This is a genomic window from Algibacter marinivivus, assembly GCF_003143755.1.
Classification (GTDB): domain Bacteria; phylum Bacteroidota; class Bacteroidia; order Flavobacteriales; family Flavobacteriaceae; genus Algibacter_B; species Algibacter_B marinivivus.
In genome coordinates this window covers 533,262-548,833 of record NZ_QFRI01000002.1, presented here as the reverse complement: position 1 = coordinate 548,833, position 15,572 = coordinate 533,262, and the positions used below count along the sequence as shown (strand labels likewise).

At 32.6% G+C, this 15,572-nt stretch carries 11 protein-coding genes; 3 read left to right on the top strand and 8 right to left on the bottom strand.

All coding sequences use genetic code 11. From position 1 onward, the window contains the following. Positions 1–52 precede the first annotated feature (52 nt). Positions 53–895: a universal stress protein gene (locus DIS18_RS10800; RefSeq protein ID WP_109353069.1), complete on the top strand. Its 843-nt coding sequence runs from the start codon at positions 53–55 to the stop codon at positions 893–895. Between the two features lie 166 nt (positions 896–1,061). On the opposite strand, the gene DIS18_RS10795 is transcribed toward DIS18_RS10800, so the two are convergent. The 3 genes from DIS18_RS10795 to DIS18_RS10785 all read right to left on the bottom strand — a co-directional run bounded on the left by DIS18_RS10795 (position 1,062) and on the right by DIS18_RS10785 (position 7,194). Next, positions 1,062–4,541, bottom strand: a complete 3,480-nt coding sequence (locus tag DIS18_RS10795) for a 4Fe-4S binding protein (RefSeq protein WP_109353068.1) — start codon at positions 4,539–4,541, stop codon at positions 1,062–1,064. An 86-nt stretch (positions 4,542–4,627) separates the two neighbouring features. Further along, positions 4,628–5,182, bottom strand: a complete 555-nt coding sequence (locus DIS18_RS10790; protein ID WP_109353067.1) for an OsmC family protein — start codon at positions 5,180–5,182, stop codon at positions 4,628–4,630. Between the two features lie 179 nt (positions 5,183–5,361). After that, complete coding sequence (locus DIS18_RS10785; RefSeq protein WP_109353066.1) at positions 5,362–7,194, bottom strand: sigma 54-interacting transcriptional regulator; 1,833 nt, start codon at positions 7,192–7,194, stop codon at positions 5,362–5,364. Positions 7,195–7,316: 122 nt separating this feature from the next. On the opposite strand from DIS18_RS10785, the gene DIS18_RS10780 reads away from it, so the two are divergent. Together DIS18_RS10780 and DIS18_RS10775 are read left to right on the top strand one after the other, a co-directional pair. After that, complete coding sequence (locus DIS18_RS10780; protein WP_146191822.1) at positions 7,317–9,356, top strand: adenylate/guanylate cyclase domain-containing protein; 2,040 nt, start codon at positions 7,317–7,319, stop codon at positions 9,354–9,356. Between the two features lie 73 nt (positions 9,357–9,429). Continuing rightward, positions 9,430–9,768, top strand: coding sequence for a DUF4870 domain-containing protein (locus DIS18_RS10775; protein WP_109353064.1), 339 nt, complete (start codon positions 9,430–9,432; stop codon positions 9,766–9,768). Positions 9,769–10,222: 454 nt separating this feature from the next. Here DIS18_RS10775 and DIS18_RS10770 read toward each other — a convergent pair whose 3' ends face one another. The 5 genes from DIS18_RS10770 to dnaN form a co-directional block, all read right to left on the bottom strand. Next, entirely contained in the window at positions 10,223–10,507 is a 285-nt protein-coding gene (locus DIS18_RS10770; RefSeq protein ID WP_109353063.1) for a DUF2188 domain-containing protein, read from the bottom strand. A 356-nt stretch (positions 10,508–10,863) separates the two neighbouring features. Then, positions 10,864–11,784, bottom strand: coding sequence for a phospholipase D-like domain-containing protein (locus tag DIS18_RS10765; protein ID WP_109353062.1), 921 nt, complete (start codon positions 11,782–11,784; stop codon positions 10,864–10,866). A 65-nt stretch (positions 11,785–11,849) separates the two neighbouring features. Then, complete coding sequence (locus DIS18_RS10760) at positions 11,850–13,703, bottom strand: DUF2075 domain-containing protein (RefSeq protein WP_109353061.1); 1,854 nt, start codon at positions 13,701–13,703, stop codon at positions 11,850–11,852. After that, positions 13,700–14,029, bottom strand: coding sequence for a nucleotide pyrophosphohydrolase (locus DIS18_RS10755; protein WP_109353060.1), 330 nt, complete (start codon positions 14,027–14,029; stop codon positions 13,700–13,702). The genes DIS18_RS10760 and DIS18_RS10755 overlap by 4 nt, the downstream gene beginning before the upstream one ends. 407 nt (positions 14,030–14,436) lie before the next feature. Further along, positions 14,437–15,555: a DNA polymerase III subunit beta gene (gene dnaN / locus DIS18_RS10750; protein ID WP_109353059.1), complete on the bottom strand. Its 1,119-nt coding sequence runs from the start codon at positions 15,553–15,555 to the stop codon at positions 14,437–14,439. Positions 15,556–15,572: the final 17 nt, after the last annotated feature.

Here is a 15,572-nt window from a genome sequence, read left to right as displayed (position 1 = left end):
TTATATTTACTATGATTGGTATAAGTTTACAAGACAATTAGACTTTAAAGCAATGAAAAAGATACTTTTACCCACAGATTTTTCCAAAAATTCTATTAATGCAATTTGTTATGCTTTAGAATTTTTAAGAAATCAAGAATGTCAATTTTATATTTTGAACGTTCAGAAAGCGTCTTCTTTTATTTCAGATGATATGGTTACTGTTGGAGCTTCAACAACAATATATAAAACACTAATAGAAGCTGCTAAAAAATCAATCTTAAATATTATTGAAACTATTAATGAAGAATTTTATAATAAGAAGCATCATTTTATGCCTATAGTGGACTATGATAATTTTATAGATTCTATTAATCAAGTTTGTGAAAAAGAGCAAATAGATTTAACAATTATGGGAACTAAGGGTGCATCTGGATTGCAAAAAGTATTATTTGGTAGTAATACAGTTCGTGTTATACAACGTAGTAATGTTCCAGTTTTAACTATTCCTGATGGATGTAAATTTGAAAAAATAAAAAACCTAGCTTTCGCAACAACAAATTCGAAAAAGTTTAACCAAAATGAAATAGAAATATTAAGTAAAATATTAGCACTTAATAAAACGTCTGTACAAATTCTGCATTTAGCAGATCAAAATCATTTGGTGTATGATGCACATGATAATGTAGATTTTTTAAATACTAATTTTAAAAGTGCGAAGCATGAATTTATTGATGCTCCTAGTGATTATATGTATGATGTAGTGTATAATTATATTGAGAATAACAACATTAATATACTGGCAATAATGAATAAAAAACATTCATTTTTAGAGCGCCTATTTAAAACACAAACGGTTGAGCGGTTTGCTTATAAAATTGATATTCCACTTTTGGTTATGCAAATTTCAAAATAATATTTATCTCTAAATCATATTTGAAGAATGTATTATATACAGTAACTGTGTAGCCATTTTTTACTAGTTGGATATTATAAAGTTAATATCATGGTTAAAAGCATGATTATATTTATGATCACACAAATTGTTAAGAGGTTTATTTGCCTTGTTTTGCTGATTATTTTCATTTTATATATTTTAATTGTTGTTTGATTTTATTGTCTTGAAGTAATTTGTTTCTATTGATTTTAAAATCAGATAAACTCATTGCTAGATATTTATCAAATCTATTATTAACCTGTTTTTGAAGGGCTTTCATAGATGAGTTGAACTCATTAGGATTAGAATTCATAAGTTTTGAAAAACGTTTTTCTAATTTCAAATACTCTTGAATTTTTATTGAAGCCGCATTTGAATCTAATTGCAATGTATTTAACCTTTTTTCTTCTCGTCTCGGGTCGTTTCTGTATAATAACCATTGCCCTGAATCTACTGCAGCCTTATGATATTTACTAGGTTGCTTCATGTCAATTCCATGAGATTCACTATGGGTATAGGCTATAATTATTGAAGTTCCATCAAAATTTTCCGCTTCATTAAAAGCTTTTAAAGTTTGTTCTTGGTTTGCCCCAATGGCAACTGAGGCGACATAAACATTATCGTAAGTCATGGCTAAACATCCTAAGTCTTTCTTCTGTTTTTGTTTACCGTTGAAAGCAAATTTCGCTTCAGCTCCAAAAGGTGTTGCTTTTGAGGTTTGAGCACCCGTGTTATCATAAACTTCGTTGTCTAAAACCAAGATATTTACATTTTCTCCTGAAGCGATAACGTGGTCTAATCCTCCATATCCAATATCATATGCCCAACCATCGCCACCAACAATCCAAACACTTTTTTTAACTAGATTATCCGAAATATTTAAAAGTTGTTTCGCTTCGTTTGAATTCAATTTTAATAATTCTTTATTTAGTAATTCAATATTTTTTCGCTGTTTTGCTATTTCTAATTCTGTAGTTTGTTCAGTATTCAAAATAGCTTCAACTAAATCTGGGTTTAATTCAGGTTTTAGCTTTTTTAATATATATGTTGCTTGTTTTTCTTGTTGGTTTAAAGACATTCTGAAGCCTAAACCAAACTCTGCGTTATCTTCAAATAATGAATTTGACCATGCTGGACCTTGTCCGTCTTCATTTTTAGCCCAAGGTGTTGTGGGTAAAGCGCCTCCAAAAATTGAACTGGCTCCAGTTGCATTAGCTATTAATAGCCTGTCTCCGAATAATTGAGACATTAATTTTAGATAAGGCGCTTCTCCACAACCTTCAACACCACTTGAATATTTAAATAAAGGTTCTTGTAATTGTTGCTGACTTACTTTTGAAACATCAATTTTTGTTCTGTCAAATTCTGGAATAGTTTCAAAGTAGTTCCAGTTTTTATTTTCATCCTTTTTATCATTTTTGTCAACCAAGTTTAAAGCTTTTACAGAACAAGCATCAACACAGTTGTTGCATCCATTACATTGTTCAGGATTAATTAGAATGGTGTAATTCATTAAATCAAAATCTTCAGAAGTAATATGTTTAAAAGTTTTTGGAGCATCGTTTAGATAAGTGTCATCATACACCTTAATTCTAAGTGCAGCTTGAGGGCAAGCCATACTACAAGCACCACATTGTGTACATAAATCTGTATTCCAATTTGGTAAATATGTGCTCTTTTGAATTGGGTTAAATTGCGATGTGTTTGTTGGATATGTACCATCAACAGGTAATAGACTAACAGGTACATCATTCCCTTTTTTTGCTAATAATTTGCCTAAAAGGCTTTCGTTAAACGTATTGTCAAATGTTACAGGTTCTTCTGTTGTTATGCTTTCAGCAGAAGTGTTTACTTTATATATAAACCCATTTAAATCGATGCTATTTTCATCATAAAATAAATCCTTTTTGATTGATAAAAAGCAAGCGTGAAATTCAGAAATTTTTATGTCTTTTAAAACGTGATTTGCTTTTAATTCTTCAATGTTTACAACAAATACGTTGATTTGTTTTTCATTGATTAACTTTTGATTCTTAACCGATAGCGACTGCCAAAATGCTTTAGACGTTTGCGAAGTGTTAATTAAAAGTGTTCCCTTAAATTTTAATTTGTGTAATGTGTTGTCGTTTAAAGTGAAGTTTACATTTTGACAGCCAATAAAATCAGCTTCTTCTATTAAGTATGGCGCTTTAATTGGTGTGCTTCCAATTCTTAAATGAGCCGTATTATATGAGTTTGATTTTTTATAATCACATTGTGTGTAGCCTTGAACGAAGGTGTTTTCTTTTTTGGCAATAAGTTTCAAAGTATTTGAAAAACTATCATGTTCCGTTTTTTCTTGATAGAAAATAGCTTCGTACAAGTTATTTTTTATTTTGATAACTTCTGAAAAATCTAAGCTTAAATTTTTTACATCATCATTAATGCCAATAGTGAAATTGTTTTTAGGTTGATCTTCTTTTAGATTATTGAAAATAGGATTAACCATAGATGGTGTAAATTCTTTTGAAGACAAGCCATAACGTCCACCAACTATTTTTGGAAAAGTGGATAGTTTGTTATTTTGAAAAGCTTCAGAAATAGATTGAAGCACATCTAAATACAAAGGTTCTCCGCTAGAACCTGGTTCTTTAGTCCTATCTAAAACGGCAATTGATTTAACCGATTTTGGTAATGCCTGAACTAAATGTTTTGTGCTAAAAGGTCTGAATAATCTAACTTTTATAAGCCCGTATTTTTTGCCTTTTTCGTTAAGTTGATTGATGGTTGTTTCAATAGTTTCTGTTGAAGATGCCATTGAAATAATAATGTGTTCAGCTTCAGGGTGTCCAGCATAATCAAAAAGCTTATAGTGTCTTCCTGTTAGTAAAGCAAAATTATCCATGGTACTTTGCACAATATCTGGACACATATCATAAAAAGGATTTATGGCTTCTCTACTTTGAAAAAACACATCTGCACCTTGAGAAGTTCCTCTTAAAACAGGTTTGTTAGGGTTTAAAGCTCTATTTCTATGAACTTTTATTTTATTTTGATTTATTAAGGACTGAATAACGTCGTCTGGAATTAATTCAATTGTATTGATTTCGTGAGAGGTTCTAAAGCCATCAAAAAAGTGCACAAACGGAATTGAAGATTCCAATGAAGCCGCTTGAGAAATTAAAGCAAAATCGTGAGCTTCTTGAACCGATGCACTTCCTAACATGGCATAACCTGATTGACGAACCGCCATAATATCGCTATGATCTCCAAAAATGGATAGGGCGTGAGTGGCTATACTTCTTGTAGCTACATGAATAACATTTGGAGTAAGTTCTCCAGCAATTTTGTACATATTTGGCAGCATCAATAATAACCCTTGTGATGCTGTAAATGTTGATGATAAACTTCCTGTTTGTAACGCACCATGCATTGCGCCTGCAACACCAGCTTCACTTTGCATTTGAAAAACAGAAGTCGAGCTTCCAAAAGCATTTGACTTTTGTTCTGCATGCCATTGCTCAACTAGTTCACTCATTTCTGAGGCTGGTGTAATGGGGTAAATGGGGAATACCTCATTAGTTTTATAAGCAATTTGTGCAACGGCTTGATTTGCGTTTATGATGCTGTGAGTTGAAGTTTTCATTTTGTAGTGGTGTGTGAAATGAAGTTTTGAAATAAAAAATGGCTACTCCTAATAGTTTTCGAGTAGCCATTTTTTAAAGGTGCTTACTACTGCTTTACAATTTCAATTGAAATTGGAGTAGGGTTGCTAATCATGTCAAATACAGGAGAGAACTTAGCAAAGTTTTCTAATTGTTCTGCAGTGGCATCAGATTTTACATTTAATCTGAATTTGATACCGTCAAATCCCATACGTACTTCAGGATCTAATCCTAAGAATCCGTGTAAATCAGCATTACCTTGGATGCTAGATTCTGCACCTTCAATATCAACGCCGTTAGCTGCTGCATGATAAACCATAGCTCCAGTTAAGCATGAGCTTAATGCGTGTAATAATACCTCTGGTGGTGTAGCAGCTTCATCAGCTCCTAATAATACTTGTGGGTGGCTACATTCCATTGTGAATGTTTCTTCACGAGTAGAATCTTCTTGTCCTGCACCATAAAAACTTTTGATACTAGATACACAATGTCCGCCATCAATCCAGTTGTTTTTAGCTCTGAATTCAAATTTTGCTAATTCTGGCTGCTCTTGAATGTGGTTGATAGTTTCAACTAATTGATCTACGTTTACTCCGTTTTTTACATTTGCTGTTGTAATCATTTTTTCTAATTTTTAAATTGTTAAACATTATTGTTTGGTTGGTATTATGCTAATGGCATGCCAAACATTTTAATCAATTGAAAATCAAATAATTACATGATTTTTAGACGCAATTAAGTGTTACGATAATTCGAATATTAACGAAATATCGTGATTATATTTATGAAATGTCGTAAGTTTTAAATCGGACGTTCTATTTTCAGCGCCTTAATTCTAGAGGCCAATGTAGTAGGAGGTAAGTCTAATAAAGAAGCGGCACCATTAGCACCAGATATTTTCCATTTGGTTTGCCTTAATGCTTTCAGGATATTTTCTTTTTCCAAAGCCACTAACTCTTTTGAGGTTAGTATTTTTTCTTGAGATACTTCTTCTTGAATTTCAGTAATATCAGTATTATTAGGAATAATAGCTTGCCAATTAATTGTTCCGTTTTGCGATACAATAACGGCACGTTCAATTAAATTTTGAAGCTCTCTAACATTCCCTGGCCATTCGTAGTTACTTAACAAAGCTTTGTCGTTATCTGATAAAGCCACAATTTGTTTATTTAATTTTTTAGAAAACTGCTGAATCATTTCCTCTGCTATTAAACAAATATCGTTTCCGCGTTCTCTTAAAGCGGGCACATTAATAGGGAACACGTTCAATCGATAATACAAATCTTCTCTGAATTTACCTTCTTTAGAAAATTCAAAAAGATTTCTGTGAGAAGCGGCAATAATGCGAACATCCACTTTAATAGTTTCAGAACTTCCAACAGGGTCAAACTCGCCTTCTTGAATTACACGAAGCAGCTTGGGCTGAAGCTCCAAAGGCATTTCTCCAATTTCATCTAAAAATATAGTGCCTTTATCAGCTAATAAAAAACGCCCTTTTCTATCTACTGTTGCACCTGTAAAAGCCCCTTTTTTATGTCCAAACAATTCACTTTCAATAAGATTCGCAGGAATCGCGCCGCAGTTAATCCTGATTAAAGGTTTATCATTTCTATTGCTTTCTTTATGAATTGCACGAGCAACCAACTCCTTTCCAGTTCCAGTTTCTCCATGTATTAAAACGGTAGCATCCGTTTTAGCAACTTGATGAATAAGATTTAGAGCCTCTTTCATCTTTTTATTTTCAGCTATTATGCCATAACTGCTGGTAAGCTCTTGAATTTCTTCTTCTAAATATTGCGTTTGTTTTGTGAGTAAACTTATTTTATCCTCAGCAATTAATCGCTCTTCAATATTTCTTAAAATAAGGGTGTAAAATGGGTTAGTATCAGAACCATATTTGCTAATTGTGCCTTCGTTTAAAGTTTCAGTATCTCCAGAACCTATCACTTTAACAACATCTGGAAGGTATGTATTAACGGCTTTATTGTTATCCTTAGATTTTACAATACCTTCAATAATATCAGCACTTTCGTCATCAAAAAAGAATAAAACGTTACGTTGTAACACATCATCATTTTCTAATAACTTATTGGCAGAAGGATTGGTAAGAATAATTTTAAAATCGCTACCAAACATAATAATAGCGTCCATAGCACCATTAATAAGACCGCTTAATTTCCCATTAGCATTTTCAATTTCAATTTTTGAAGATGCTAATCGTTCCTGAATGGTATCAAGATCACGATGCCGTTTTATCATCACCGATAAAATCCCTTGAGCAAAACCGCTATCATCTTGAAGCAAGTCAAGAAAATGGTCGCGTTCTATTTTTAAAACTTTGGTTTTTTCAATGGCAGTAACCGTTGCGGAGCGTGTTTCGTTATCAATTAGCGCATATTCACCAAAACAATCCCCTTCAGTTAAAGTGTCATAAATATGTTTTTTATCATGAACTTTTACTGAACCTTCCAAAACAGCATACATAGAATTGCCAATGGTATTCTTTTCAAAAATCACTTCGTTTTTAATAAAGGTTTCTTCTGTAATGTTCTCAGATAAATGTTGAAGTGACGCTCTGGAAACTTCAGAAAAAAAAGGAATTTCAGATAAAAATTGAATACTATTTTCGGTCACTACGTCAATAATAAGTTGGTTATTTAAAGCTAAAGATATTAATTATTTTGAGTAGAATAATTTTTAAATTTATCTATTAAAGATATTTAATTAATTTAGTGGCACCTAATGCTATTATCAAAATGTCAACCAACCGCCAACTAGCAGCCATAATGTTTACTGATATTGAGGGCTACACCTCTTTAATGCAGAGCAATGAAAAGGAGGCTGTACAAATGCGCGAGCGTCATAGAAATACGTTCGAAATGACTACCGAGGCATACAATGGTAAAATCATTCAATATTTTGGCGATGGTACACTAAGCACTTTTAAAAGTACCGTAGAGGCGGTAGATTGCGCCATAGAATTACAAAAAGCATTTCTTGAAGACCCTAAAGTTCCTGTTCGGATTGGGATTCATGTGGGAGATATTATTCATTCTAAAGATGATATTATTGGAGACGCCGTAAATGTGGCTTCAAGAATAGAATCTTGTGCGGTCTCTGGAAGCATTTTAATTTCAGATAAAGTTCACGATCAAATTAGAAGCCATAAACATATAAAAACAACCTTTTTAGACGCTTATGAGTTAAAAAATGTTGAAGATGCTATGCCATTATTTGCTATTTCAAATGATGGGTTAGTGGTTCCTAAACCAGAAGAAGTTAAAGGTAAATTAAAAGCGTTACCCAATAATAGTGAAAAAAATATTTCTAAAAAGAAAGCTTTAGTTTTAGCAATAATCGCATTTGTAGTTTTATTATCTGCGTTATTAGCATACCAAAACTTCGCAAAAAAGACTGAGATTTCTAACGACCTCTCTATAGCAGTTTTACCTTTTGATAATTTAAGTGCAGATGATGATGCTGAATTTTTTAGAGATGGCGTCACAGAAGATATTCTAACACAATTATCAAAATTAAAAGAGTTACGCGTTATTTCTAGAACTTCGGTAATGCAATACAAAAACACCGAAAAAACCATTCCAGAGATAGCAGAAGAATTGGGGGTTTCGTATATATTAGAAGGCAGCATTCGTAAGTATGGAGATGATATTCGGATTACGGCACAATTAATTGATGCTGCTACAGACGAGCATTTGTGGGCCGAAAACTATGATAAAACCTTAACTAATATTTTCAGTTTACAAACCGAGGTTTCGGAAGAAATTGTTGATGCCCTAGAACTTAATTTGTCTTTTGAAGAGCAACAAGGATTAGCCATTGTGCCAACAAAAAATATTGAAGCCTATAAGTTGTTTTTAGAAGGTAGAAATGAAGCCGATAAGCGCAATAAAGAAAGTTTAGCAAAAAGCATTGTGTTTTATAAAGAAGCTATTGCATTAGACCCTGATTATGCAGAAGCCTACGCAGAAATAGCCAACTCTATTTATTTAGAAACCTATTATTCTGATAGAAGCGTTAAAGAAGCCTCAGAATTATCAGCAAGCTATTTGGAAAAAGCAGAAGCAATTAATGATAAAATATCAAGAATCTACTCCGTAAGAGGACTTATTAATAATTTTCAAGGCAATCAAGAAGCTGCCGATGCTGCCTTTAAAAAAGCCATAGCACTTTCTCCCAACGATTTAACAGCAAGACATCAGTACTCTACATTTTTTATGTATACCAATCAAACTAAAAAACAGTTAGAGCAAGCAGAAATTGCTTATAGATTAGATCCTTTATCCTTTCCAACAGCCAACAGTTATTTTAGAGCGTTAATGATGAATTACGAGTATGAAAGAGCAGAAACACTACTCAATAAAATTCAAGAATTACACGGTAATAGTAATCAATTGGTTGTAGATCGTGCGTATTTTAATTTGTATTTAGATCAAGATAAGTTTGATAAAGCCATCCCGCATTTAGAAGATATTGTAAAAACAAAAAATGTTTTCAATCGCTTCTTGGGCTATTGTTATGTAAAAGTAGGCGACACGCTTTCAGGATACAGAATACTAGATTCCATCAGAAAAAATGCGTACCACACAGAAAAAAGCCATCAACTCGCCGTCGTTTTTTCAGCCTTAAAAGAAACCGATAGTGTTTTATTTCATTTAGATACTATACGGAATAAGCAAACCAGAACTTTTCGCAGAGAAAGTAAATCATTCTTCAAGTACTTAAAAGACAATCCAGATTACCAGAAAATCCTAAAAGATCACGGCATCCAAAATTAATATTTCCCCGCTCAAGGTGTAACATTTCAAACTTATATGCGTCATATAAGTATCAATCAATAAATCAATCATCATGAGAAAGGACAATCAATTATTAGTCATCACACATTTAAGTCAGTTAATCACTTTGGTTACTGGTTTTGGTAGTTTATTATTACCGCTAGTGCTATGGCTTACACAAAAAGAAAAAGTGTATCAAATGGATACCCACGGAAAAAACATTATAAACTTCCAGTTAAGTTTAATCGTGTATTGCCTCATCTGTATTCCGTTAATATTATTATTCGGTTTAGGGCTTTTAGGTTTTGTTATTTTAGGCGTTATATCAGTAGTATTTCCTATAGTAAATGCTATACGAGCAAGTCGAGGCGAAGCACCAACATACCCTTTATCTCTTAATTTTATTAGTTAGTGAATTCCCGTGTAGACGGGAATCTTTTAAGGCAAATTCCTTAATCGATTTACGAGATAAACCAAAGCGCTCACTTTTTAGTGGGCGTTTTTTTTAGTGAAACTCAACTTTAAATAAAAACGACTTGTCACATTGAGCGCAGTCGAAATGTCTTGGAAAGTAGAAAGCCTAAGAGGTTTCGACTGCGCTCAACCTGACAATAATTATTATCACAAATCCCGATTCTTGTGCTGAACTTGTTTCAGTATCAATCGGGATTTTTTTAAAAATATTTTGGGCGTTACCCCGAAAAGGGGTCAGGCTTTCCGTTATATCTTTTTAAAACGTCATAGTGAGTCCGGGAGGACGTAACTATCTGCCAAAACTTAGTTCCACACAAATTTATAGTTACCCTCTTTTTAAAAAGGATGCCACTGCAATCCTTAACGCAGAAAGCACGTTTTCATTATAAAGTTTAATCATAATTAATACGCTCGCGTATGCCACCACTTGCACGATGGATAATCACATCGGCATTACGGCGTTTAGCAATGGTTTTTGCTTTATTTATAGCCGTACTCTGTTTGCGGTGTTTAGAAGTTACACGCTTGTTGCCCTCACGTCGTACAGCCCAACCACCTTCGTAAGGTACTACATGTTGGTGCCATGTTCTCGATTTTTTATTGGCGCTTTTAAAATAAGCGTCTATAAGGTCTTTTAAAACTTGAATCCAAGAGGTTGGTTTGCTGCTTTTTGTCATAGGGTACGCATTGAAAGTTGAAGATACTATTTTTAGTGAAAATGAAATAAAAAAATCAAAGCCTTACCATGAGAAATACAGACTAATAAAAAGAACTCTTTAATTGTGCATTGTAATATTAGTAATAAATTATATGTGTAAGTCGTAATAAATCAATGATTTAATCTGTTAAATTCGTATCTTATAAACTGAATATGAGGCTATTTAAAAAGAAAAATAGAGGTCAAAAGTCAGATTGGGACAATTATACAAACTTTTATGCAGAGTGGATGCTTTTGGGTTTTGTTTTGTTGTTAGTTTGTTTGGTGTGTTATGGAGTATACGAGTTGTTTAATTATTTTTTGCAAAATCTATAATTATCTTATATCATTTATGTTTAAAATAGGGTTGGCCATAGAGGTCTTTCCAAAAGACTCTCTCCCTGTTTTGTGGCAATAAGTTTCTGGATAGTATTTGTCTCCATACTGGTTCCAAGTTTTCCAAGCAGAGAAACACATTGGCTGTTCTGGATTATATGGTATTTCAATGCCAGTACGAATGCAATATCCATTAGTATTGTTTACTTTTTTACCGCCCAAAGGTTTCTTTAGTAAATTTTTACTTTTATTCGATATTGCTTGTTTATCCTGCCTTTGAGGTTTAGTGTCAAATTTTTTTTCTAAAGATGTTTCAAGTTCTAAATCAAAATCTCCTAAGTTTTTTGATTCATAATTATTTCCTAGAAAGAAATCTTCTGAAATGTCAAATATCACTGAAGATTGTTCATATTGTCTTGTTAGTCCAAATAACTTTTTAGAATATTGAGGTTTTTTTAGATATACAACCTCACTTTGTTTAAACACTAATTCGTATGTAAAAGCTTCAGTCTCTTCAAATAACTTATCTATTGGGTTTAGTATAGATTTAGAAAATAATACTCCGTATTCTATATTATTGACCATTGAATAACCATATAGGTTTAAAGATGTTATAAGTCCTTCACTCTCGTTACTGTAATGCTTTGCGTGTAAATCTTTATTGTAAAGAATAGCTACATTCTTAAATTCTCTAATAAAACTAAAATCTTGTTCATTAAAACTTTTGTGTTTATACTCTTCATTTTTCCCAAATACAATAAATAAACTTATTTTATGTTTGCTCTTAACCTTTTCAAAAACTGATTTTATATGATCATCTAATTTAATGAAAGGTGATATTATAACTACGTATTTTTTAGCATTCCATATTATGTCTGTTAATTTATTTTCTAATGCTTTTCCTGTTAAAAATGTACTCATGGCAGGTAATATATTTTATTATTAAGAGTTTGCTTATTTATTCTTCAAAATAATCTTTTAATAAATTATTGCATATCTTTAAAATACTGATTTGTTTCAGGGTCAGTACAATAAATAAAACAGCCTTTCATTCCTCTTGTCATAAGTGTTCTGTAAGTGTTTTTTATTATTGCCTTTAAAAGAGGTTTCCAATATTCTGGGTTTTCTTTCATTCCTTTTTTCCATCCAAATATTGTCCTATCCATTTTTGAACGTGCTGAAGGTTTTACTAAGACTTCACCGTTTCTTATCACTAAGTCATCTCCTATGATAACGCCTACATAATCAAGTTCTAACCCCTGTGCTGTATGAATACAACCAATTTCTGTAACTGAATTAGGTTCAATAATCCACTTACCTCCATAGTCTTTCATATTCCATTTCATATCGAAACCAAACTCTTTAGTATTGAAGTCATACAAGTCTGGTGATTTGTCACTTACCCAATCCCAGCAATATCCCGCTACTAAACGAGCTTTGTTATTTATTTCGTTTTTTTTATAAATTTCTTTCCTAAGTGTATCAGCATTATCGAAAACTTTAAAATCAAATTCATAGTCTATTGTGCTTAAATCATAGTTTGCAGTATCTTTTATCTGAAGTATGTGATCTATCCATGCTAAATATCCATCTGAGCCATTGCATCTAAATTGAGATTCTAATTTTAGCTTATGAATTTTTATACCAAGTTGTTCAGCAAACTTTTCTATTAAATGAATTTCACCATAATCAGCAGTAGAGACTCTTTGGTCTTCATCAATGAAAAAAACAGAATTAACAGATGCTTTTAAAAGTTCTTGAATTTGGTCATATGATTGTGCATCATAGCGATTTTTCTTCATCAACCTGTGAGCCTCATCGACTATTAAAGTGTTAATAGTATTTTCAGGAACACGACTGAATGAACTTGAGCCTAAAAATAAACTCTTTAATTCAATCATCTTTTTTGTGCCTCTAAGTTTTTCTAAAAAAACATCACGAGGCGCAGAAGTTTTTGTAACATACTGAGACATTTTACCTCTTCGATTCAACTCTACTAGAAGGTTTATTGCTACTACTGATTTTCCAGTACCTGGTCCACCTTCTACAATTAAGACATTTTTATTTTTTTCATTAGATTTAAGAGCTAACTGAAGAGCAGTTTCATAGACTACCTTTTGGTCATCTATCATTATAAACTCTTTGTTTCCCTTAATCATACTGTCAAGACTGTCCGCAAGAGATTTAGTAGGTTTTATTTTACCATTATCTATACGGAACATAATATTAGAGTCATCACCTTGTTTAATGTGTTTTTTGATAAACTCTCTTAATTTTATAGCATCAGGTTTTAGAAATACAGGTGCTTTTTTTATGTAATAAGAATAAAATTCGTTTGTAATGTTTTCATCAGGAATGTAATTATGCAAATAGGCACAAGGATATAATTTTATTGACTCTTCATCTACAGTAGCATTAAAAGAAGTTAAGAGAGCTGCATAAGACCAAGCTTGATATGATGGGTGACTAGTTTCTGATTCGCCAAACTGAAATCTTGTTTTTACAATACCATCTTTTGAGGTTATATCTGCATGTTGCCATTGCTTCAATTCAATAATTATTACATTTTCTTGTTCACCATCTTTACCTGTAATAATAAAGTCAACACGTTTTGATGTTTGTGGTAAATGGTATTCAATTGAAATTCTACAATCTTCAGGGATTAATGGGTCATTTACAACCCTTTCCATGTAACTTAAAGAGTTTTCAAAAGATCTTACTTCATTTGGAGCTACTTTATTCCCTGTTGTTTCTAATATATGATTTGAAATAATATTACCTATATCATTTGTCAAAATATCATTGCTAAAATCTTCTTTTAATTTATTGTATACAATCATAGTTCAGTATACTTTTTAGCAGTACCTTTTGCTTTATCTACAGGGTATTTTTTTCCATTTTTTTTGATTTTTTCCAGTAAAATTTCTTTTATATCAAACCCATATTTTTCAGCTAGTAGAAAAGCATAAGCAAGTACATCAGCCAACTCTTCTTTTACTTCCTCTATATTAGCTTTATCGTGTGACTTCCAAAGGTAATTTTCTAAAAGTTCGCCAGCTTCAATATTTAGTGCAAGAGCTAGGTCTTTAGGATTGTGAAATTGTTCCCAATCTCTTTCGTTTCTAAACTTAATTAGGGCTTCGGTTATTTCTTTTATGTCACTCATATTTCTTTTATCAAGTATAAAACGAATTTCGTTAATTTTTCTGACAGCGCCAAGTATAACGATGAATTCCTAAAATCAATTCTGAGAACTTACTAAGTTAGATAAACTAATACATGGTTTTGAGACTGTATTTAGCAGATTAGCCCGCGTTAGGGATAGTAACGGCATCCTTTGTGCGGAGCTTAAATACTAAAATTTTTAATTCAAAGATCGTGTTAATTAATAATGAGATCCCGAAACAAGTTCGGGACTGCTTCGCAGAAAGATATAGTGGATAGCCCGACCCCTTTTCGGGGTAACGCCCAAATTATTTAAACGTTGCGCCTTAGCGACTTTGCGAGACAAAAAAAGCAGCAACCTATTTGAGATTACTGCTTATATTATGAGATTCCTGCCTTCGCAGGAATTTAGTTATTTAACATTACTGGCATGACCAACATGGTGACTTGTTCGCCATCGTCTAAACCATCAACGGGTGTTAAAATACCTGCTCTATTGGGCATGCTCATTTCTAACTGTACGTTATCGGCGCTTAGGTTATTTAACATCTCGGTTAAAAAACGCGAGTTGAACCCAATTTGCATATCATCGCCTTGGTAATCGCAGGTTAAACGCTCTTCGGCTTTATTGCTGTAATCAATATCTTCTGCCGAAATGTTTAATTCTGCTCCTGCAATTTTTAAACGTATTTGGTGTGTGGTTTTGTTAGAGAAAATACTAACACGACGCACAGAGTTTAAAAACTGGTTACGGTCTATAACTAATTTATTTGGATTCTCTTTTGGGATAACGGCTTCGTAATTTGGATATTTACCATCAATTAAACGGCAAATTAATACCGAGTTTTCGAAGGTGAATTTGGCGTTACTGTCGTTGTACTCAATAGTGACATCATCTTCACTTGCTGCTAAAATCCCTTTTAAAAGATTTAAAGGTTTTTTAGGCATTATAAATTCTGCAACCTGGTTTGCTGTAACATCACTACGCGTGTACTTTACCAGTTTATGCGCATCTGTTGCTACAAAGGTTAAACCCTCTGTAGAAAACTGAAAAAATACTCCACTCATTACAGGGCGTAAATCATCATTTCCGGCAGCAAAAATGGTTTTGCTAATGGCTGTTGCTAAAACATCGCCAGTAATTACGGTTTTACTTGGATCTTCAAGCGCTACCGCTTTTGGGAATTCTGCACCATCGGCATAAGCTAGAGCATATTTACCGTGGTTAGAGCTAATTTCAACCGTGTTATTATCTTCTACAACAAAGGTTAAGGGTTGCTCTGGGAAGGTTTTTAAAGTATCTAATAACAATCGTGCAGGAATAGCAACACTACCTTGGCTATCGCTCTCTACATCTAGCGTAGAAGCCATAGTGGTTTCTAAATCGCTTGCAGAAACGGTAAGCTTGCTGTTATCTAATTCAAATAAAAAATTATCTAAAATGGGTAAGGTGTTTGAACTATTGATAACACCGCCTAAAACCTGTAATTGTTTTAATAAATAAGTACTTGATACTATAAATTTCATGTGTAAAATATGCGTTT

Excerpts from the sequence above, each read along its gene's own strand:
- DIS18_RS10800 (WP_109353069.1), top strand. The coding sequence starts at position 53 with ATGAAAAAGATACTTTTACCCACAGATTTTTCCAAAAATTCTATTAAT.
- DIS18_RS10795 (WP_109353068.1), bottom strand. The coding sequence starts at position 4,541 with ATGAAAACTTCAACTCACAGCATCATAAACGCAAATCAAGCCGTTGCA.
- DIS18_RS10790 (WP_109353067.1), bottom strand. The coding sequence starts at position 5,182 with ATGATTACAACAGCAAATGTAAAAAACGGAGTAAACGTAGATCAATTA.
- DIS18_RS10780 (WP_146191822.1), top strand. The coding sequence starts at position 7,317 with ATGTCAACCAACCGCCAACTAGCAGCCATAATGTTTACTGATATTGAG.
- DIS18_RS10775 (WP_109353064.1), top strand. The coding sequence starts at position 9,430 with ATGAGAAAGGACAATCAATTATTAGTCATCACACATTTAAGTCAGTTA.
- DIS18_RS10770 (WP_109353063.1), bottom strand. The coding sequence starts at position 10,507 with ATGACAAAAAGCAGCAAACCAACCTCTTGGATTCAAGTTTTAAAAGAC.
- DIS18_RS10765 (WP_109353062.1), bottom strand. The coding sequence starts at position 11,784 with ATGAGTACATTTTTAACAGGAAAAGCATTAGAAAATAAATTAACAGAC.
- DIS18_RS10760 (WP_109353061.1), bottom strand. The coding sequence starts at position 13,703 with ATGATTGTATACAATAAATTAAAAGAAGATTTTAGCAATGATATTTTG.
- DIS18_RS10755 (WP_109353060.1), bottom strand. The coding sequence starts at position 14,029 with ATGAGTGACATAAAAGAAATAACCGAAGCCCTAATTAAGTTTAGAAAC.
- dnaN (WP_109353059.1), bottom strand. The coding sequence starts at position 15,555 with ATGAAATTTATAGTATCAAGTACTTATTTATTAAAACAATTACAGGTT.